The sequence below is a fragment of the Agrobacterium sp. K11 genome, from assembly GCF_059429395.1.
In genome coordinates this window covers 184,564-203,649 of record NZ_JCAHRB010000013.1, presented here as the reverse complement: position 1 = coordinate 203,649, position 19,086 = coordinate 184,564, and the positions used below count along the sequence as shown (strand labels likewise).

Here is a 19,086-nt window from a genome sequence, read left to right as displayed (position 1 = left end):
ACGCACTCGGACGGCAGCTTAACCGGTCGCAGGGGCTTGGATTGAGCCGATAGTATGCGCCGACGACAACATTGGCGTCTTTTAATCGGTCACCCCTAAAAGTGAGCCGCCCTTCCAAATTTCCTAGGCGTCCCGATGCACCTATCCCCGTTAAGCGCTCGAGACGGCTTCCCTCAGCAGTTCATCAGGACTGAATCAAACAAGCCGAGCTGTCCGGCGAAACGGGGTACACTCCAGCCTGCCTACAGAGGGCCCCCGAAATTGGGTCACACGAAGCCCAAGTAGCCCAGCGGCCTGCGCCCTGCCCGCCATCCTCGAAGTTAACGAGGATATCCGCATGGGCGGCCAGGTGGTGACGGGGATAGGCTTCCTTGGCGCAGGACTGATCATGCGCACCGGCCTCAACATTCGCGGGTTGAGCACGTCGGCGACAATATGGGCTACGGGAGCGATCGGCGTCCTTGCGGGTTATGGAGAAATTTTCGAGGCTGCTGAGGCAACGCTTCTGATCTTGCTGATCAACATAACCTCCCCCAGAGTTGTTCGGCTCATCGAGCGCTTTGTTCCACAATACCCAGTCGAGTCACAACGTCGTAGGGTTGAGGTCCGCACGACCACGGAAAGCGAAACCGAGGTCCGGTCGAGTTTGATGAGCCAAACGCGTGACCATCAACTAGCAGTCACATCACTCGCACCGCGCGTCAATTCACTGGATAGGACCATCACCATTGATGTCACTATTTCAGGTGACGACGTTAACGACGAAGTCATGAGCGTTCTTGCGCAATCTCTTAGCTTGTCGCCAAACATTCTTTACTGCACCTTCACGTAGTTTGGAGACGCCAGGGCCGGTTCAACGACAACGCCATAGCCGCCATGTTCGCGCACACGAACATCACATTCCCTTGACATCTGTTCTCGGAGATTTTTGAGAGCTGTCACGATTTCGGCCGTCTGGCGCTTTTTCCAATGCCGTTTCCATGAGAGTCTTCACCAGTCTAAACTCAGAGGTTGTGTCGCTGTACTTTTCATTGCACGGTTAGGCACAATTATAATTTTTGATGTTGACCGGGGAGCGGATGGTACACGGAGAGAAATGCCGGTCTTTTGCATGTGTGCTTGTCGCAACTTCGGTCGCCGTTACGATGTTCGCCGGAACCGGTTTTGCACAGGATAACGATAGTGCCGTTCAAAATGCCGTACCGGTGATGAGAAAATTCGATTTCTCAGCGCCAGCCCTCAATCTTGAAGGGACGCTTTCCCCAAATGCTACGGTCGAAACCGTACCAATGAGTCCGACGGAGCCTGGCACAATCGGTAATGTGAAAGTCATCGGAAAAATAACTTCAGATTCGTCCAGTCCGAAAATCGAGACGACCTTTATCGGGTACAATCTGCAGGCGCCATCGGCAGCGTTCCGGATCTGCACTTACCAGGCAGACACTGCTGGATACACAACGCGCGTCTCAAAAGTTGCATCGGACCTGACAGAAGCTATGCTTCTGGGCACCAAGGATCAGAGCGGCGAACCACATAGCGCCCTTATCAGCTATTGCTTCTCTCGCGGGAAGCAGGCGCTGGGCATAAATTTCGTTGCAGATGTCAGCAACGCGGCGGATGCTGACGCGGCTTATGATCTGGTAGTTCGGGCTGACAAGTATGCCGTTGCGTTCATTGACAGCCTCTCATGGGAAAATGGAGAAGAATCAAGCTTTGGGGAGGAGCTGCAATCGGTTCCTGTTCGGATAGCCAACGAGCGGATCGCACTCCGCATCCCGGACCAGTGGGAAATACCGATCAACGATTTTCATGGCGCTTTGCCGGCCGAGTTGCACATGATCAGGCGCAAGGGCGGAAGAGATGTTGGCCTGATATGGCTGCTCGTTCAGGACATGAAGGAAAAACCGGACCTGGAAATGGCCGGAGCCACGATCGTGAGGGATTACTTTGTCAGGCAGACACCTGATGCCCGGCCACCCGCACTGATATCGAGTGAGGAAGACAGTCTGCTTGCAAAACAGGGAATCCCCGCACGCACCTTCCGGTTTTCAGTGACAGACAAAAAAGGTCAGGACAGCGGCGATATAGATGCGACCGTCATATGGCGGAATGGGCGCCTGCATGTACTCACCCTTTGGTCAGCGTGGCCCTCCGCCGCCGATAACAGCAACTTCTTTTCCCGTCTTCCAGCTCTTACTGTCTACGATATCGTGCGACAAGCCATGGTAACAACGCAGCAATAAGGTCCGGCGCACATAAAGAACCAAAGCGCACAAAATGTAGAAAAAACATCAAAATAGGGTATTTTCTTAAAGTAAAAAAAGCCTGTTTCCTTCTGGTATTTTGAGCCGCAAAAAATGGCGCAAGATAGACAGGTAAACTGGCTTGGAACCACGGCTGGCATTGACACCACAGATCGGAGCGGACTTGGGCGGAACTAAGCTGACTGAACTTTTCCCACTACCCTATGCCCATTGGTATGCGGCCACTCTTTTTGCCGAGGCCGGATATGCTGCGTCACAGATATTCGAGCGTCTCAACATAGATCCCGCGCGCTGGCAACGGTTCCAAGAGCGCTACAGCCAACTTCATTACGCCAATACAAATTGGGTTGCGGCCGCGTTCAGGCGGGACGGACTTCCCGAACCCGAGCAGGATCGGGCGCTTTTCCAGCGTCTGACGGGGAATGACGGCATCGGCCTATCGGTAACAGAACCCTTCAGCATGCGCACAGAGCTTGCGGCTTTGCGGCGGGCAGTCGAAGCTAATCCTCGTATCGGCCCCTTCGCCAATGTCGACTGGGTCGCGCATTACATCGGAGAAAGACGATTCCCGACCATCCGCTATATCCACAATGGCCATCAGGTCTATGTGGACGGCGCACCAATCCGCGACCGCAAGGGCGTCCCGTTGTCCGGGGTAGACCCCTTCACCTTTCGACAGCTTGGTGACCGCTGGTTTTGCGACGATAGACATGTCTACGGCCAGGGCGAGACACCAACGAAGCTTTTCTGGTTCTCAGCGCGCGGCGCCGATCCAGACAGCTTCACCGTTCTGAATCAACGTTATGGTGTCGACAAGGCCGCCGGTTATTACATTACCAACTTGCGCCTTCCCACCGAGGAGCCGGGTACATTCGGGATCGTCAGCTATTATTACGGCAGCGGCCAGAAACCGGGCATCCGTATCGAAGAGAGTCACTACGCAAAGGACAGTCGCAAAGTCTATGCTTACGGGGTCGCGATTGAAGGCGCGGATGCGGCCAGTTTCCATTCCATCGGCGACGAAGGCAGATATTTCGCTGACAGGAAGCATGTCTATTGGGAGAAGAGCCTGATTCCCGACGCGGACCGAGAGAGTTTTGTCTGCGCATCAGAAGCAGGTCAGTATCGCGCTTATGACAGCGAGCGGCCGTACTATGCAGGGCAACCTCAATCAGTCTCGGCAGAATTTGAGTCTTGGAGCGGCTATTTCGAGAACCATCCCGAGATTGCCGACAGCTGGTGGCACCGGGAGAAGGCACGCCGTGCGGTAAGCGCGTCTGTGGGGAATGAGCCAGTACCGATCGGCGGTCTCTATTACAGCGATGGACGCCGGATTCTGGTTAGGCCACAGCGTCCGCAGGAAGCCGAATGGGTCTCACTCGATCATTTCGACCACGACAGCTTCCGACACATCGTTGATGTGTTCGGGCAGGATCGGCACGGCCTGCGCTACTTCTTGCCCGGCCTCGAACATTACGGGATGGAGCCCATTGAGAAAGCCGATCCCGCTAGCTTCGAAAAGCTCGACGGCCCATGGTTCAAAGACAAGCAGCAGGCCTATTACATCGACAGTACAGCACCTTTACCAGAGCTTGCTGTCGTCAAAATCGACATGGCGAGCTTCGAGGTTTTGGGCGGCGCCTATGCTCGTGACGCAAAAGGGCTGATCGTTGAAGGTGTGCGCAAGCGCGGCATCGACAATCCCGCAGCGGTGGAATCGCTCGGCTTTTCCTTTGCACGGATGGGCGATACCCTGCTTTATCGCGGGAAGCCCATCAGCCGGCCCGGCAAGGTCAATCCCGCCACAGCGCGTGGTGTCAACGATCAGCTTCTGATTGATGCGAACGGCGAGATGCTGTTCGGAGGCAGTTATCGCAAAAAGATTCCTGGAATCGATCCAGCCATTTTGCATTTCCTCAACCGTGTATTCGCAGTTGACGCACGGCATGTTTACGCGATGACCGATACAGGACTGCTGCTCATTGAGGATATTGAACCGGGCGAAGTCGAGCTAGCCGGCCTCTACGCGGTCCGGGTGGGCGACACACAGCTCCACGTTTCCGGTGGCATCGTAAGGCGGTTACGACCCGAAGATACAAGTGGATGAGTAATGCCTGATATCAAAGCTCCCCCGAGGCTGGGTGCGTCAGTAGTGACGAGCGGCGTGCGGAGGTGCCAGGGCGGTGAAACCTGCGCCGTTGAAGTCATGCAGGCGCGAGGAAGACTCAATAGGCATGACATTACCGGATCGGAAGTCGCTTTTTGCCAGCCTATAGAGGCACCCGCCGCGTGCAAACACCAGATCGCCGCCATCCCAGTCTGCCCAATCCGTTTCCGGAAGGTCGACAAGCAATGTTCCGTCCCGGTCAAACACGCGGTAGTCCAGTCCGTACCACGCCTTTTGACTGCGACCGATCGAATGAAGAACCATCTGAAGGCTCCGGCCGTTTGCACCCGGTTTTTGCAGGACACGCGGCTTGTTGAAGCTGTAAAAGGTCGAGGCCTTCAGGCCATTGGTTTGCCCCTCACCGGCGTCGATCACACGCCAACCGTCACGCGCAAGTATGTAGCCGCTGATGGGCTCGTCCTCTCCACGTCCCGACAATATACCGCACGGGTCCACTTGCATGCCTCGCTTCAATCGAAAACCTGGAGCGAACGAGACGCGGTTATCGTCAAACGGATGGTTGAGAAGCAGTTTGTTCTCGTCCTCGAAAACACCGCCTCCTCCCCACGCGTCTCCTTTTGGCCAAAGCGTCAGTGCGGTGAAGAATGGCGGCTTCGATATGGCCGTCCAGCTCGCGTAGGGCGGGCGATTTGTGGCCGCGAAGTAGACCAGAAGTTCTCCGGACGGAGAAAGATCGCAGCGTCTCTCGTAGACCCGTCCCTTCAACCATTGACCATGTTCAAAAGTGTCGGTGCGCAAGTCCCAGCGAATGAGCTGCACCAGCCGGCTCGGGCCGCGCCGAAATATGACACCTGTTCTCGCTGACCGTGCCAGGATCGCATACAGCCTCGGTGCAAGTGCCTTCCGAGAAGGATCTACAGTCTGCTTGCCTTTCTCTACAGCCACCTGAGCAACTTTCTTCCGGCACTATCTGATGCCGTCATGTAGGACGTCACATGACAGTTTATCCCTGTGTCCGCATCGAGCTTGCGGACTTCCATCTCTCACCTCTCCGAAATACCGCGCAACACCATTATCAGATACTGGACGAAAAAATCGACATTGCGTAGTTTTAAACAACAACTGCATCCATTGAAGCGATTTGACACTTCGTCTCCCACGATTTGATCCAAACCCGGATACGTCGCCGTTTCAACCGATCGCACAGGAGAAACGCTTGCTGATACTTGAGATCGTCATTTTTTCTGCGGCTCTTATCGCGGTTGGCCTTCTGGCTGTGCAGCAGATTATCGCGCAGGTTCGGGAGTATAATTTCTACAAGAAGAATGGTGGTGATTTTTCTGTCGACAGCAACATGGATCACGTCAAACTTGACAGATCCATGCACTACAACGACCTCCGCCTCACGAACTGGCAGCGATTTTATCTGTTCCGCCCAGCCTGCATCGCGATGCTCGTCTTTGTTTGGGCTATGATGGTAGTCTCTTTGCTTTAACTGAAACGCCAGGCTTAGGTTGCCCTTGGCATTGCTCGTCGACCAGACTGTTTCGGCAAGCCCCCTGCAGCACCTCACCGGTGCCAAGACAATGCGATTTTGTTCGGCAAGCGGTCGGAGGCACTAGCGATCTTAGTCATTCGGTTTAGGCCGAGGTTTAAATTTGACGTGCCTGCGTATAGCGCTGCGATTGCGTGTGGCCATGCGGGCTGTTCAAAGCCACCTCGACGTTAAGCGGATACAAATGCCTCTTCTGGCTGCGCAAATCCGCAAGATGCGCTTAAACGCTGAACTCGAGGTCCAAATCGTTGACCTTCGCGATCGCATTCGTTCCGCTCTTCGTGTAGACGACCTAGGTGCCGGCCAGCGAATACATTCCCAGACCCTTCCCGCACACCCGTGATCAGTCCTCAGTGGGGTCGTCCGCCATTACCCGATCGTATAGTTCGATGCTACGCCGCGAAGATGTGTGACCGTCGCTTGCGACAAAACACCACTGCCCAGATAATCAGCAAAGCTGAATGAGAATATGTCACTTCGTTCTATCGCCTTGACCAGATTGGTATCACCAAAGACAACGAGGTATTCGTGATCCTCCGGCGCCCAGATCCAGAGATCATGAGCTGAAAAATGGATCAGAAGGCCATAGGGCGAATTTTCAAACAGTGCATCAAGCACCAACCCGACCGGTTGCGGTGCAAAATGGCGCGGAGGCTGACCGAACTCGTAAGCAGCGAAATCAATCTCGTTACTACCGATACGCGCGGCGACGAGAGCGATTTCCTCCTCGCTTGGAAATTCGGGGTAAATCCTCGCCGCGAAATTTCTGTTTCGAATGGCCTGATGATCCAGCGTGCAGTCTTTTCCAATGAAGTCCATAATTAAACCCCAGGTCCGTCATTATAGCGTATCTCGGTCTGACGACCGTTTGGCCTACGTATTTGCAACGTCGGACGACCGTCAGAGCTTCCCGGACGGACGGTAACCTTGCTGCCGTCTTCCAGTTCCCCCGTGCGGCCCGGCCCGTATTGTGTTTCGATACCTTTCTCCTTGCCCGGTTTGGGAGCAGCCCACCGGTGTCCAGCCTTGGCCATCGCACAGCATTCTCCATCTGTCGGCCGAGAATTGTAATAGATTTGCCAACAGCTCATGTTGGGTTCTTATCGCTTTCAGCGCGATGTCACGGCCTGAGCCACCCGCATTGAGCATGCGTACATAGTATTTTTCCACTGGCGCTCGGTGGAATGGAGCGCTAGCCAAATTCCCGCCGGCGTCGATCCGTCGTCAAATTTCACCGGCTTTGTTAAACATGCGGCCTCACCTCCCCTTATAGAATATATGTTGCTTATCCATAGGCACCCAAGGCATGAACGGGTTACTGTCAGGGGAACGCGCACCCGAATAAAATTTCTCGGTCATTTCTACCGACCTCTGCAGTGCATAGCCGGAATCAGGGAAACCGTATTTAGTGGGATTGACCTGCGTATCCCTAGTGATCGAGTTGATGATACGGTCCTGTTCCGCGATACAATCAAGCTGCTTTTGATAGGTATATTCTTCCGACTTCCATTCACGGAAAAATGGATGAACGTTGTAGGCTTGGAATGGGTATTCCTCGCGTTTTGACCGGGACAACTCGTTCCACAGCGAGTACCATTTTTTAACTCGCCAAAAGCCCATCATGGAACCCAGGGACGCGCCAACCAGGGTGGCCTCGGTTTTGACATTGAGGGCCGCCGCCCCTTTGAAAAGATTGCGGGCGTCGGCAAGATAATATGTCCCGACCCCTATTGCCGCATCAACAGAAGCCCCTGAGACCCACCCCATGGTGTAATACAGATCGTTGATACAAAACAAATTGAGAGCGTTCATTCCGTTCTGTTGCGCAGCAAGAAAACAGTAAATTTTCTCAGCGGAATCATACTGGTCTCCCGCTGTCGGGATGTCCGATATGTCCTTTGCGGTTTTCATATCCTCTATCGACTTGAGTTGTTCGGAAGCACCGCCGCCCTGACCGATCCTCATCGACTGCCCGCCGCCGCGTTCAACGCGCTTGGCGGCATTGGACATGCCATAGCCGCGAGGTCTGGATGGGTAGAGAGGTCTCAGGAAACGTTTATCAGCCTCTTCAACCACCCCAGACGTCTAGTGGCGAGATCTGTGAATCGCAAGTCGTCAAACCTCGATCGGAAAGGAGAATCCGGCCTTTACCCGGTCCATGACGACCATGGTCTTGAAGCCCTTGATATCGTGGTTTTCGTAAAAGAACCGCCGGGTAAAGGCCTCATAGTCCTCCATGTCCTTGGCGGTGATGACCAGAATGAAGTCGGCGTCTCCCGTCACATAATATCCGATCATCACTTCCCGGGTCGCGCGGATGGCCGCCTTGAACCGATCGACAATATCGGCGCGTTCGCGCTCCAGTGAAACGAGCACGATCATGGTAATGCCTCGCCCAACGGCCTTCGGCGACACGATGGCGACATCCGCTTCGATGACGCCATCTTCGCGCAGACGTTTGAGACGCCGCTGGCATGCGGTCGGTGAAAGATTGACGAGTTGCGCCAACTCTTCCGACGTAAGGCGATTGTTTTTTTGAACGGCTTCAAGCAACGCCTTGTCCGCTCTATCGAGAGTATGCATGCACAAATCCTGCGTACGGAACCTAAAATAAGCGAAATTCCGGCTTGAACGATATAATTAACGCAGTCAACCGCTCAATGCGCTTCATTAGTCTCCCTGTAAATCTACCGGGAGCTCCATATGAGAAGTATTGCAAGCACTGCATTAAAAAACCTGCGGCGGCCGGATTTGATCGAGCGCCGCGCTTTTCTCCATGGCAGTTGGGTTGCTCGCGATGAAACGCTCAGTGTCATTGATCCGGCGACCGGAGAAGATCTCATCGGTGTGGCGGCATGCTCGCTTGAGGATGCGGATGATGCCGTCAGCACCGCGAAAAATGCCTTTCTAGAATGGCGCGACAAGCTTCCAACCGAACGCGGGCAGATCTTGCGTGAATGGGGCAAGTTGATGCGCAACAACGCGCATGATCTCGCCGTCATAATGACGGCCGAACAGGGCAAACCACTCTCGGAATCGCTTGGTGAAATTGCTTACGCTGCCAATTTCCTTGATTGGTTTGCCGGCGAAGGCGAGCGCGCCTACGGCGAGACGATACCGAGCCATTTGCCCGACAGTCGTCTCTCGGTCCAGATGCAGCCGCTAGGCGTCACCGTGGCCATCACCCCGTGGAACTTTCCCTCTGCTATGATCACCCGCAAAGCGGGCGCGGCGCTTGCCGCTGGCTGCACAATGATCGTCAAACCCGCGCCTGAAACACCCCTCTCGGCGCTCGCTTTGGCAAAGCTCGCTGAGGAAGCTGAAATGCCCGCCGGCGTATTCCAGGTCATCACCGGTCACGCCGCACCACTTGCGCACCGCCTGTTGCAACACACCGATGTGCGCGCATTTTCCTTTACCGGCTCGACTGAAATCGGTCGTATTTTGCTGGCGCAATCGGCGGCGACCATCAAGAAGGCCTCGCTGGAACTTGGAGGTCACGCGCCCTTCATCCTGTTCGACGACGCCGATGTCTCCAAAGCCGTAAAAGGTTGCATCGGGGCGAAATTCGCAACATCGGGGCAGGACTGCCTCGCTGCCAACCGGATTTACGTCCAGCGAGGTATTTATGACCGCTTCGTCAGTCAGTTCGGCAAGGCAAGTGCCGAACTCAAGGTCGGCCACGGTTTCGAGGCTGGCATCGATATAGGGCCGATGACACGCCCCTCCGTCGCTGAAAAGTGCCGCAAGCAAATCGCGCAGGCCCTCTCTGCCGGTGCACAACTCATCTGCGGCGGGCAGGACAGTCCGCTCGGCGGCAATTTTGTCACCCCGACCGTGCTGGCCGATGTCACGGACGACATGCTGATCGCGCGGGAGGAGACCTTCGGTCCTGTGGCCGCGATCTTGCCATTCGATGACGAGCGGGAGGTCGTGCGACGCGCCAACTCGACGGAGATGGGGCTTGCGGCCTATCTCTACACCAACGATCTCGGCCGGGCGATGCGTCTGACGCATCAACTGGAATATGGCATGGTAGCCGTCAACACGCCGAAATTTACCGGCGCGCCCGTTCCCTTCGGCGGCTGGAAACAGTCCGGCCTTGGTCGTGAGGGCTCGCGTCATGGTCTCATGGAATATCTCGAACCCAAATATGTCTGCTTCGGCAACTTAGCTGCGTGAAAAGGAACTCGCCTATGACAATCGACGTCAAGAATATTGCGGAAATGGATCGAAACGCCGTTTTGCACCCTTTCACGCAGCTCAAGGATTTTGCCAGCGGCAAACTCGGCGAGCCCACTATTGTCGAAACCGGCAAGGGCATCCGCATTCAGGACGCGCACGGCAAGCAGTTGATCGACGGTTTCGCCGGTCTGTATTGCGTTAATGTCGGTTATGGACGTACCGAGGTGGCTGAGGCGATTTCACGTCAGGCCTACCGCCTTGCCTATTATCATTCCTATGCCGCCCACACGACGGATGAGCTGGCCATCCTTTCCGATCGCCTCGTCAGAATGGCACCAGGCAAAATGAGCAAGGTCTTCTACGGCATGTCAGGGTCAGACGCCAACGAGACACAGGCCAAGCTCGTTTGGTATTACAACAATCTGCGCGGCAAGCCGCACAAGAAAAAAATCATCTCCCGCGAACGGGGATATCACGGCTGCAGCGTGGTTTCCGGCTCAATGACCGGCATGAGTTTTTATCACGACCATATGGACCTTCCACGGGCCGGCATCCTGCATACAGGCGTTCCGCATCACTATTGGGGCGCAGAAGCCGGTGAGACGGAGCTGGAATTTTCGAGGCGGCGCGCGGAAGAGCTGGACGCGCTTATTCTGCGCGAAGGACCGGACACGATTGGTGCATTCATCGCCGAGCCGGTGCTCGGAACGGGCGGTATCACACCGCCGCCGGAAGGTTACTGGCCGGCCATCCAGGAGGTTCTCAAAAAATACGATGTCCTGTTGATTGCCGATGAGGTTATTACCGGCTTCGGCCGCACGGGTTCGATGTTTGGTTCACAGCATTATGGCATCGAGCCGGATCTGATCACCGTCGCTAAAGGCCTGACCTCGGCCTATTTCCCGCTTTCGGGCGCTATCGTCGGGGAGAAAGTCTACAAGGTGATGGAGGAAGGCGCGGATCGCGTCGGCGCCTTCTCCCACGGCTACACCTATACCGGCCATCCTATCGGAGCGGCGGCTGCAAACGCCGTGCTCGACATCGTCGAAAAGGAAGACCTGCCAGGCAATGCACGAGCCGTTGGGAGCTATTTCCAGGAACAACTGAAGGCGAAGTTCGCTCAGCTTCCGATCGTCGGCGAGGTGCGCGGTGTGGGACTGATGGGCGCTATCGAATTCGTGGCGGACCGGGAAAAAAAGACGCGTTTTGCCCCTCAACTCACGGTGGGTGCACGCGTTTCCAAGGCAGCGCGCAACGGCGGTCTCATAGCACGCGCCATGCCGCATGGCGATATTCTGGGCTTTGCACCGCCGCTCGTTACGACCCGGGAGGAGGTCGACGAGATCATCGCCATTGCTGAAGCCGCTGTGCGCAGTGTCATGGATGATCTTGTCCAGGCCGGCGAGAAAATCTGATCGGCAGCTTCAGTTTTCAACGTCGCAAATGCTGCTCATTTCGACGGCAACTGCGCCTCTTTGCAGCGCAGTTGCCGTCTGCGCTGCATAAGGCTTCATCTTTTCATAGAAGCATGCATAATGTCATGAAATTACCTTCGTCGAAAACGAGACAATTTCATGCGTCGTCAAGCCAATTCACCCAGCCCAGATCCAGTTTCCCCAACGAGACCGGTGGCATGGCGACCGAAGCTAGCTAAGCAGAAAGGCGAAACGAAACATTCCGCACTGACGGAACGCATCATTGCTGATATCGACGCCGGCGTTCTGAAGCCGATGGACCGCATGCCGACACACCGCGATCTGGCCCGCGAACTCGGCCTTTCTGTCCAGACGGTCAGCCTTTCCTACAAGGAGGCGGAGCGGCTTGGTTATCTCAGCGGCGAAATTGGCCGCGGAACCTTCGTGAAGACGCGGGTGACGGAGCGGGCAGGTCGTATGATGCTTGATCACAGCCCAACCGAGGTGCTCGATCTATCCATCATCCGCGGCGTTTACCTCGATGACCATGAAAATGCCTCGCGCGCCATTCTTCGCGAGATGGCCGATGGTGACAATTCTGGCTTCATGCGCCCCTGCCGGCCGGTCGCGGGGCTCGAGAGCCATCGCGAAACGGCCAGAACATGGCTTGGCATGATGGGCGTGACAGCCGGCCCGGAACGCATTCTTGTCACCAATGGCGCGGCGCACGGCATTTTTCTCGCTCTGAGCTGCATTATCCGCTCTAACGACGTGGTGCTCTGTGAAAACCTGACCGACCACGGCATTATCGGCCTGTCTAATATCCTCGGCTTCAGCCTAAAGGGCTTACCCACCGACGAAGAAGGCATTTTGCCCGAAGCGCTGGAGGCCGCCTGCGCAGCCGGAGGTGTCCGCGCTCTGGTGCTCATTCCCACGCTTAACAACCCGACCGGGCATGTGTCGGGCGCAGCGCGAAGGCAGGCCATCGCCGCAATTGCCGAGCGGTACGGCATTTTTGTCATCGAGGACGAGGTCTACCGTCCGATGATCGAGGATGATCTCCCATCCATCACCGAAATGCTGCCTGATCTGGGCTTCTTCGTCACCAGCTTCACCAAGACAGTGTTGACAGGGCTGCGCGTCGGTTATCTCGTCGTGCCACCCGCCTATTCCATCCGCGCCGCCTCCATCCTGCGTGTGTCGAGCTGGAGCGGGACATATCTCACGGCCGAGATCGCTACGCGTTGGGTCGAAAACGGCACGGCACGGCTGCTGCTGGATGTCCAGCGCACCGAGGCCCGTGCGCGGCAGAAAATCGCCATGGACATACTGGGCCACCATATAGGGTCGACCCACCCCCTCTCCCTCTGCGCCTGGCTGAAGGTTCCGCAGCGCTGGACGGAGGACGGCCTGGTGCGCGCGCTCACGAACCAGAACGTCGCGGTAACCCCGTCAGAACCATTTATTGCCGGTCCTAGCCATGGCGGCGGCATTCGCATATGCCTCGGCGGCCGCCTCAATCATGCAAGCCTCGCCAGGGCTTTGACCACCGTGCGGCAGACATTCGAGCAACTGCCGCCGGTCTACGATATCGGGTCAATCGGCTGAGGCTGCCATCCGAAAATCATTGAATCATTACAATATAATAATTGACATGATTTTATTTCGCTCTCAACATGACAATCATGAAGAGCGAAAACCTGCCCATATCCGCCGCCGACAACTTGCTTCCAGTCTCACTGGCCGCGATAAAGCGAGCGGCGGCGCGGCTTGCGGGACAGGTGGAGCGCACACCGCTGGTTCGCTCGGACTTTCTCTCTGAGCGCTGTGGTCATCCCGTTCATCTCAAACTTGAAACCCTTCAGCCCATCGGCGCCTTCAAATTGCGCGGCGCGATGAACGCCATTCTCTCGCTAGACGATACGAAGCGCCGGCGTGGCTTCGTCACCGCCTCGACGGGCAATCATGGCCGGGCCGTGGCCTATGCCGCAGACAAACTCGGCATCCCCGCCACAATCTGCATGTCGGCGCTGGTGCCGGCAAACAAGGTGGAGGCGATCCGCGCGCTCGGCGCGGAAATCCGGATTGTCGGCAGATCACAGGATGATGCGCAGGAGGAAGTGGAGCGCTTGACGAAAAGCAGAGGCCTGACCGCTATCCCGCCTTTCGATCACGCCGACGTCGTGGCTGGCCAGGGCACTATCGGCCTCGAGGTCGTCGAAGACATGCCTGAACTGGCGACAATTCTCGTTCCTCTATCGGGCGGTGGCCTTGCGGGCGGTATCGCCGTTGCGGTGAAGGCGCTGAAGCCGGAGGCACGTGTCATCGGCGTTTCCATGCAGCGGGGCGCGGCCATGCATGCGTCAGTCACTGCCGGGCGGCCCGTCACCATCCAAGAAGAAGAAACGCTGGCGGATTCGCTGGGAGGGGGGATTGGATTGAAAAACCGCATCACATTTGCGCTCTGCCAATCTCTTCTCGATGAGATCGTGCTGGTATCCGAGGAAGAGATCGCAGCCGGCATCCGCCATGCGACGCGTGAAGAAGGTCTGACAGTCGAGGGTGCCGGCGCAGTCGGTTTCGCGGCGATCCTCTTCGGCAAGGTGGACATCACCGGCCCAACCGCGATCATAGTGTCGGGTGGAAATATCGATCCGGCGGTTCACAAGACGATCATCGAAGGGCCTGCCGCATGAGCCAAATCACCATCCTAGCCGAAAAAGATCTGCGCGCTGTCGTGAAGCTCGACCTCTCAGCAGTCGAGTGCGTGGAGCAGGCCTTTGCAGCGCTCGCAACCGAAGCGGTCGCCATGCCGCCGATCTTGCGGCTCGATATACCAGAGTTTCGTGGCGAGGTGGATGTAAAGACGGCTTATGTGCCGGGTTTCGACGGTTTCGCCATCAAGGTCAGCCCCGGCTTTTTCGACAATCCCAAACTCGGTCTGCCGAGCCTCAACGGGCTGATGATCCTCTTCAGCGCAAGGACGGGACTGGTGGAGGCCCTTCTTCTCGATAACGGCTACCTCACAGATGTGCGTACCGCCGCAGCCGGGGCGGTTGCAGCACGGCATCTCGCCCGTAAAGATGCTTCCGTCGCAGCAATTTTCGGAGCGGGCATGCAAGCCCGTCTGCAGTTCGATGCGCTGAAACTGGTGCGACCCATTCAATCCGCACGCATCTGGGCTCGTGACCATCAGAAGGCCGAGGGGCTCGCAGGCGATCTGGCCCGCCAACACGGTATCGAGGTCATCGCCGCGGCCGATCCGCAGACCGCTGTCCGGGGCGCCGACATCGTCGTGACCACGACGCCAGCCGAAAAGCCGATCCTGTTTGCCGGCTGGCTTGAAGAAGGCCAGCATCTGACGGCCATGGGATCGGATGCCGAACACAAGAACGAGATCGATCCGGCCGTATTTTCCAGGGCGCGCTATATCGCAGACCGGCTTTCGCAGACCCGAATTCTCGGTGAATTGCACCACGCTATCGCCGCGGGGCCTGTAACGCAGGATCAAGAATTCACCGAGCTCGGTGCTGTCATCGCTGGCAAGGCACGCGGTCGCGTATCGAGGGACGACATCACCTTTGCCGATCTGACCGGCACCGGAGTGCAGGACACCGCCATCGCCAATCTCGCGTTTACCCGCGCAAAAGACGCCGGCAGCGGCCAAATCATCGAAAACAGTGTGAAAATGGGAGACGCAGCGTGAGCGTAACGCTGAACTTTACGCGCGAGGAATATGCCGCGCGCCTGTCCAAAACCCGCGACGCCATGGAAAAGGCAGGCATCGACCTGCTTGTCGTCACCGACCCATCCAACATGCATTGGCTGACGGGCTATGACGGCTGGTCCTTCTATGTCCACCAATGCGTGCTGGTGCCGCCGCAAGGCGAGCCGATCTGGTATGGCCGCAAGCAGGATGCCAATGGCGCCAAGCGCACCGCCTACCTCGCCCAGGACAACATCATCGGTTATCCTGACTACTACGTTCAATCGACCGAACGGCATCCGATGGATCTGTTGTCGAAGATCGTCGATGACCGGGGCTGGTCAGGCCTGTCGATCGGCGTCGAGATGGACAATTATTATTTCTCGGCTGCTGCCTTTGCATCCTTGCGGAAACATCTGCCGAACGCCCGCTTCAAGGATGCCGCCGGTCTTGTAAACTGGCAGCGCGCGGTCAAAAGCCCGACCGAACTCGACTATATGCGCAAGGCCGGCAAGATCGTCGAGCTGATGCACAAACGTATCGTTGACGTAGTCGAGCCGGGCATGCGCAAATGCGATCTCGTTGCCGAGATCTACGATGCCGGCATTCGTGGCACCGCGGAATTCGGCGGGGATTATCCCGCGATCGTACCGTTGCTCCCGTCGGGTGCCGATGCTTCTGCGCCGCATCTGACATGGGACGACAAGCCGATGCGCTTGGGCGAAGGCACCTTCTTTGAAATCGCCGGCGCTTATCGCCGTTATCATTGCCCGCTCTCTCGCACTGTCTTTCTCGGCAAGCCGACGAAGGCGTTCCTTGATGCGGAGAAGGCCACGCTTGAGGGCATGGAGGCCGGTCTTGCGGCTGCCAAACCCGGCAATACCTGCGAAGATATCGCCAATGGGTTTTTCGCGGTGCTGAAAAAATACGGGATCATCAAGGACAACCGAACCGGTTATCCCATCGGCCTCTCTTATCCGCCGGACTGGGGCGAGCGCACCATGAGCCTGCGCCCCGGCGACCGCACGGAGCTGAAGCCCGGTATGACGTTCCATTTCATGACCGGTTTGTGGCTGGACGACATGGGGCTCGAAATCACGGAGAGCATCGCCATCACCGAAACGGGTGTCGAATGCCTCTCCAATGTGCCGCGGCAACTGTTCGTGAAAGGCTGAGAGATGTTAAGCACCGCGCTACGCCCCTCACCTATCACGTCGTCGGTCGATTTTGACAAGAAAGGCGTACAGCACGGTCATCTGCGGCTACCATACAGCCGCGATGACAGTGCATGGGGGTCGGTAATGATCCCGATCTGCGTGATCGCCAACGACGAGGGGCCGACAGCCCTTTTGACCGGCGCCAATCACGGCGACGAATATGAGGGGCCGGCCGCACTTTTCGAACTTGCCCACATACTCGACCCAGTTGGCGTCAGCGGGCGTATCATCATCGTGCCAGCGCTTAACTATCCGGCCTTTCGCGCGGGAACACGCACCTCGCCGATCGACCGCGGGAACCTCAATCGCAGCTTTCCCGGTCGGCCCGACGGTTCCGTGACGGAGAAGATCGCCGATTACGTGACCCGTCAATTGTTACCGCTTGCGGATATCGTTCTTGATTTTCATTCAGGCGGCAGGACGCTTGATTTCCTGCCTTACGCTGCCGCTCACGAATTACCTGACAAGATACAGGAAGCCCGATGCTTTGAGGCGGTGGCAGCTTTTGCTGCCCCCTATTCGATGAAGATGCTGGAGATTGACGCCGTCGGCATGCTGGACACGACGGCCGAGGAACTGGGAAAGGTCTTTGTCACCACCGAGCTTGGCGGCGCGGGCACGGCCAGCGCAAAATCGATCGACATCGCCCGCAAAGGTACCATCAACTTGCTGCGCCATGCAGGCATCCTGACCGGCGCCGCGGTGCCGGCGCCGAGCCGCTGGCTGGATATGCCCTCCAGCGATTGCTTCACCTTTGCCGAAGATGACGGGCTCGTCGTCTTTGTCCGCGATCTCGGCGACACGGTCACGGCAGGTGAAACCATCGCTAGGGTCTACCCTGTTGGAAAAACCGGTCTTGCGCCGGTCGAATACCGCGCCTCTATCAGTGGCGTGCTCGCAGCGCGCCACGTTCCCGGCCTCATCAAGGCCGGCGACTGCCTTTCCGTCATCGCCACGGTCACGGAGAATACCTAGTCCGAAGAATGAAGTGAGATCCGAAAACGGACCACGCAACCCAACCAGAGGAGTTAGAACATGAATATGACAAAACTCGCCGGGCTTTCCGCCCTTGCTCTTTCCATCAGCGTGACAGCGGTCAGCGCACTCACCCTCGAGGAGGTGAAGAAGCAAGGCTACATTCGCGCAGCGACTGCCAATGAAGTGCCCTATTCATACATGCAGCCCGACGGCACCTCTGCCGGCATCGGCCCCGATGTCGCAAATGCCGTTCTGAAATCGATGGGCATCGAGGAGGTCAACTGGACGGTGACCCCATTCGGCACGCTGATCCCCGGGCTGAAGGCGCGTCGCTTCGATTTCGCAGCCGCCGAACAGAACATTTCGCCCGAGCGCTGCAAGCAGGTGGCCTTCACCGAACCGAACTCGTCCTATGGCGAAGGCCTGCTGGTGAAGAAAGGCAATCCTAAAAAGCTGACCACCTATGCCGATATTGCCAAGGATCCTGCATTGAAGGTCGCCGTCGTATCTGGCGCCAACAATGTAGACTTCCTGCGCGCCGTCGGCGTCAAGGAAGATCAGATCGTCTTCATCCCGGCCAACGCAGATGCCATCCCCACTGTCCAGAGCCGCGCCGATGCCTATGCCGCCACGGAACTGACAGTGTCAGAACTGGCCAAGGGCCAAGCCAATGTCGAGCAGGTGAAGCCCTTCGTTGATCCTGTCGTGAAGGATGCGCCTGTGCGCAACTACGGCGGTTTCGCTTTCCGGCCGGAGGACAAAGAATTGCGTGACGCCTTCAACGCCGCGCTCGTCGAATTCCGCAAGACCGAAGACTACAAGAAAATCCTCGCAAAATACGGCCTCTCCGAACAGAGTATCGCGGCAGCGGCCGAAAAGAAGGTCGCCGATCTCTGCGCCGGAAAATGACGCCAGCCGGCGCCCGGGCATTACCGGGCGCCGATTACCATGAACTCGGGAACACGCCAGATGGACATGACCGCCTACCTGCCGATGTTGTGGCAAGGCGCCGTCGTCACCATGACGATTACGCTCGCAGCCCTTGTTGTCGGCACGGTACTCGCCTTTTTCTTCGGCATTCTTCGCGTCGAGGGTGGACCAATCCTCTCGACTGTCGCATTGTGCTACACGGAGGTGTTTCGCGGCACCTCGCTGCTGGTCCAGCTTTTCTGGTTCTATTACGCGCTGCCGCTCGTCGGTCTGAGTTTCGATCCGGTCACCACCGGCGTCATGGTGCTCGCCGCCCATGCGGGTGGGTATGGCGCCGAGATCGTTCGCGGCGCGTTATCTTCCGTTTCGGTGCAGCAGCTGGAAGCCGCACGAGCGCTGAACTTCACGCGGATGCAGACGCTGTTTCGCATTTCCTTGCCGCAGGCGATCGTCGAGATGATGCCGTCCTTCGGCAATCTGGCTATCGAAACGCTGAAGCTTTCCTCACTTGTATCGCTGATTTCGATTGCCGACCTCACCTTCGCGGCACAGTCGATCCGCAACCTGACGCTGGATAGCACCAGCATCTATTCGATCACACTCCTCTGTTATTTCGCGATGTCGCTGATCCTGATGGCCATAATCCGGGTGATCGAACATGTCGTGCGGCGCGGCAATGTGTTTCCGCGCACTCGCCATTCGTAAGGA

17 protein-coding genes are annotated in these 19,086 nt (G+C 57.1%); 13 read left to right on the top strand and 4 right to left on the bottom strand.

All coding sequences use genetic code 11. The features are described from left to right. Positions 1 to 337 precede the first annotated feature (337 nt). The 3 genes from AC5SEO_RS23555 to AC5SEO_RS23545 all read left to right on the top strand — a co-directional run bounded on the left by AC5SEO_RS23555 (position 338) and on the right by AC5SEO_RS23545 (position 4,371). Positions 338 to 832 (top strand): MgtC/SapB family protein, encoded by a 495-nt coding sequence (locus AC5SEO_RS23555; RefSeq protein WP_236742545.1) that lies wholly within the window; start codon positions 338 to 340, stop codon positions 830 to 832. 313 nt (positions 833 to 1,145) lie between these two features. After that, entirely contained in the window at positions 1,146 to 2,243 is a 1,098-nt protein-coding gene (locus AC5SEO_RS23550; protein WP_233284975.1) for a hypothetical protein, read from the top strand. A gap of 142 nt (positions 2,244 to 2,385) precedes the next feature. Beyond that, positions 2,386 to 4,371, top strand: a complete 1,986-nt coding sequence (locus tag AC5SEO_RS23545) for a DKNYY domain-containing protein (protein WP_046205630.1) — start codon at positions 2,386 to 2,388, stop codon at positions 4,369 to 4,371. A gap of 39 nt (positions 4,372 to 4,410) precedes the next feature. Here the strand turns inward: AC5SEO_RS23545 and AC5SEO_RS23540 are convergent, their stop codons facing one another. Further along, positions 4,411 to 5,211 carry a hypothetical protein gene (locus AC5SEO_RS23540; protein ID WP_233284974.1) on the bottom strand — a complete coding sequence of 267 codons (801 nt, stop codon included), beginning with the start codon at positions 5,209 to 5,211 and terminating at the stop codon, positions 4,411 to 4,413. 397 nt (positions 5,212 to 5,608) lie between these two features. Here AC5SEO_RS23540 and AC5SEO_RS23535 point away from each other — a divergent pair, with 397 nt between their 5' ends. Further along, positions 5,609 to 5,887: a hypothetical protein gene (locus AC5SEO_RS23535; RefSeq protein WP_013760976.1), complete on the top strand. Its 279-nt coding sequence runs from the start codon at positions 5,609 to 5,611 to the stop codon at positions 5,885 to 5,887. A gap of 429 nt (positions 5,888 to 6,316) precedes the next feature. Here the strand turns inward: AC5SEO_RS23535 and AC5SEO_RS23530 are convergent, their stop codons facing one another. The 3 genes from AC5SEO_RS23530 to AC5SEO_RS23520 all read right to left on the bottom strand — a co-directional run bounded on the left by AC5SEO_RS23530 (position 6,317) and on the right by AC5SEO_RS23520 (position 8,530). Next, positions 6,317 to 6,766 carry a hypothetical protein gene (locus AC5SEO_RS23530; RefSeq protein ID WP_013760977.1) on the bottom strand — a complete coding sequence of 150 codons (450 nt, stop codon included), beginning with the start codon at positions 6,764 to 6,766 and terminating at the stop codon, positions 6,317 to 6,319. A gap of 438 nt (positions 6,767 to 7,204) precedes the next feature. Beyond that, positions 7,205 to 7,957 (bottom strand): hypothetical protein, encoded by a 753-nt coding sequence (locus AC5SEO_RS23525; RefSeq protein WP_495364084.1) that lies wholly within the window; start codon positions 7,955 to 7,957, stop codon positions 7,205 to 7,207. Between the two features lie 105 nt (positions 7,958 to 8,062). Continuing rightward, positions 8,063 to 8,530: an Lrp/AsnC family transcriptional regulator gene (locus AC5SEO_RS23520; protein ID WP_035200482.1), complete on the bottom strand. Its 468-nt coding sequence runs from the start codon at positions 8,528 to 8,530 to the stop codon at positions 8,063 to 8,065. A gap of 120 nt (positions 8,531 to 8,650) precedes the next feature. Here AC5SEO_RS23520 and AC5SEO_RS23515 point away from each other — a divergent pair, with 120 nt between their 5' ends. The 9 genes from AC5SEO_RS23515 to ehuC all read left to right on the top strand — a co-directional run bounded on the left by AC5SEO_RS23515 (position 8,651) and on the right by ehuC (position 19,083). Continuing rightward, entirely contained in the window at positions 8,651 to 10,129 is a 1,479-nt protein-coding gene (locus AC5SEO_RS23515; protein ID WP_076845945.1) for an NAD-dependent succinate-semialdehyde dehydrogenase, read from the top strand. 14 nt (positions 10,130 to 10,143) lie between these two features. Continuing rightward, entirely contained in the window at positions 10,144 to 11,547 is a 1,404-nt protein-coding gene (locus AC5SEO_RS23510; protein WP_076845944.1) for an aspartate aminotransferase family protein, read from the top strand. Positions 11,548 to 11,706: 159 nt separating this feature from the next. Beyond that, positions 11,707 to 13,155: a MocR-like ectoine utilization transcription factor EhuR gene (ehuR, locus tag AC5SEO_RS23505; RefSeq protein WP_076845943.1), complete on the top strand. Its 1,449-nt coding sequence runs from the start codon at positions 11,707 to 11,709 to the stop codon at positions 13,153 to 13,155. Positions 13,156 to 13,223: 68 nt separating this feature from the next. Further along, positions 13,224 to 14,243 carry a hydroxyectoine utilization dehydratase EutB gene (gene eutB / locus AC5SEO_RS23500; RefSeq protein WP_162719895.1) on the top strand — a complete coding sequence of 340 codons (1,020 nt, stop codon included), beginning with the start codon at positions 13,224 to 13,226 and terminating at the stop codon, positions 14,241 to 14,243. After that, positions 14,240 to 15,253, top strand: coding sequence for an ectoine utilization protein EutC (gene eutC, locus AC5SEO_RS23495; protein ID WP_076845942.1), 1,014 nt, complete (start codon positions 14,240 to 14,242; stop codon positions 15,251 to 15,253). The genes eutB and eutC overlap by 4 nt, the downstream gene beginning before the upstream one ends. Then, positions 15,250 to 16,428 carry an ectoine hydrolase DoeA gene (doeA, locus tag AC5SEO_RS23490; RefSeq protein ID WP_076845941.1) on the top strand — a complete coding sequence of 393 codons (1,179 nt, stop codon included), beginning with the start codon at positions 15,250 to 15,252 and terminating at the stop codon, positions 16,426 to 16,428. Before eutC ends, doeA begins: the two co-directional genes overlap by 4 nt. Before the next feature lie 3 nt (positions 16,429 to 16,431). Beyond that, the gene (gene doeB, locus AC5SEO_RS23485; protein ID WP_076845940.1) at positions 16,432 to 17,445 is read left to right on the top strand and encodes a N(2)-acetyl-L-2,4-diaminobutanoate deacetylase DoeB; all 1,014 of its coding nucleotides are present in this window, start codon (positions 16,432 to 16,434) and stop codon (positions 17,443 to 17,445) included. A gap of 60 nt (positions 17,446 to 17,505) precedes the next feature. Next, the gene (gene ehuB / locus AC5SEO_RS23480; protein ID WP_019566768.1) at positions 17,506 to 18,357 is read left to right on the top strand and encodes an ectoine/hydroxyectoine ABC transporter substrate-binding protein EhuB; all 852 of its coding nucleotides are present in this window, start codon (positions 17,506 to 17,508) and stop codon (positions 18,355 to 18,357) included. 60 nt (positions 18,358 to 18,417) lie between these two features. Continuing rightward, positions 18,418 to 19,083, top strand: coding sequence for an ectoine/hydroxyectoine ABC transporter permease subunit EhuC (gene ehuC / locus AC5SEO_RS23475; RefSeq protein WP_019566767.1), 666 nt, complete (start codon positions 18,418 to 18,420; stop codon positions 19,081 to 19,083). Positions 19,084 to 19,086 lie beyond the last annotated feature (3 nt).

Excerpts from the sequence above, each read along its gene's own strand:
- AC5SEO_RS23555 (WP_236742545.1), top strand. The coding sequence starts at position 338 with ATGGGCGGCCAGGTGGTGACGGGGATAGGCTTCCTTGGCGCAGGACTG.
- AC5SEO_RS23550 (WP_233284975.1), top strand. The coding sequence starts at position 1,146 with ATGTTCGCCGGAACCGGTTTTGCACAGGATAACGATAGTGCCGTTCAA.
- AC5SEO_RS23530 (WP_013760977.1), bottom strand. The coding sequence starts at position 6,766 with ATGGACTTCATTGGAAAAGACTGCACGCTGGATCATCAGGCCATTCGA.
- AC5SEO_RS23525 (WP_495364084.1), bottom strand. The coding sequence starts at position 7,957 with ATGTCCAATGCCGCCAAGCGCGTTGAACGCGGCGGCGGGCAGTCGATG.
- AC5SEO_RS23520 (WP_035200482.1), bottom strand. The coding sequence starts at position 8,530 with ATGCATACTCTCGATAGAGCGGACAAGGCGTTGCTTGAAGCCGTTCAA.
- AC5SEO_RS23515 (WP_076845945.1), top strand. The coding sequence starts at position 8,651 with ATGAGAAGTATTGCAAGCACTGCATTAAAAAACCTGCGGCGGCCGGAT.
- AC5SEO_RS23510 (WP_076845944.1), top strand. The coding sequence starts at position 10,144 with ATGACAATCGACGTCAAGAATATTGCGGAAATGGATCGAAACGCCGTT.
- ehuR (WP_076845943.1), top strand. The coding sequence starts at position 11,707 with ATGCGTCGTCAAGCCAATTCACCCAGCCCAGATCCAGTTTCCCCAACG.
- eutB (WP_162719895.1), top strand. The coding sequence starts at position 13,224 with ATGACAATCATGAAGAGCGAAAACCTGCCCATATCCGCCGCCGACAAC.
- eutC (WP_076845942.1), top strand. The coding sequence starts at position 14,240 with ATGAGCCAAATCACCATCCTAGCCGAAAAAGATCTGCGCGCTGTCGTG.
- doeB (WP_076845940.1), top strand. The coding sequence starts at position 16,432 with ATGTTAAGCACCGCGCTACGCCCCTCACCTATCACGTCGTCGGTCGAT.
- ehuB (WP_019566768.1), top strand. The coding sequence starts at position 17,506 with ATGAATATGACAAAACTCGCCGGGCTTTCCGCCCTTGCTCTTTCCATC.
- ehuC (WP_019566767.1), top strand. The coding sequence starts at position 18,418 with ATGGACATGACCGCCTACCTGCCGATGTTGTGGCAAGGCGCCGTCGTC.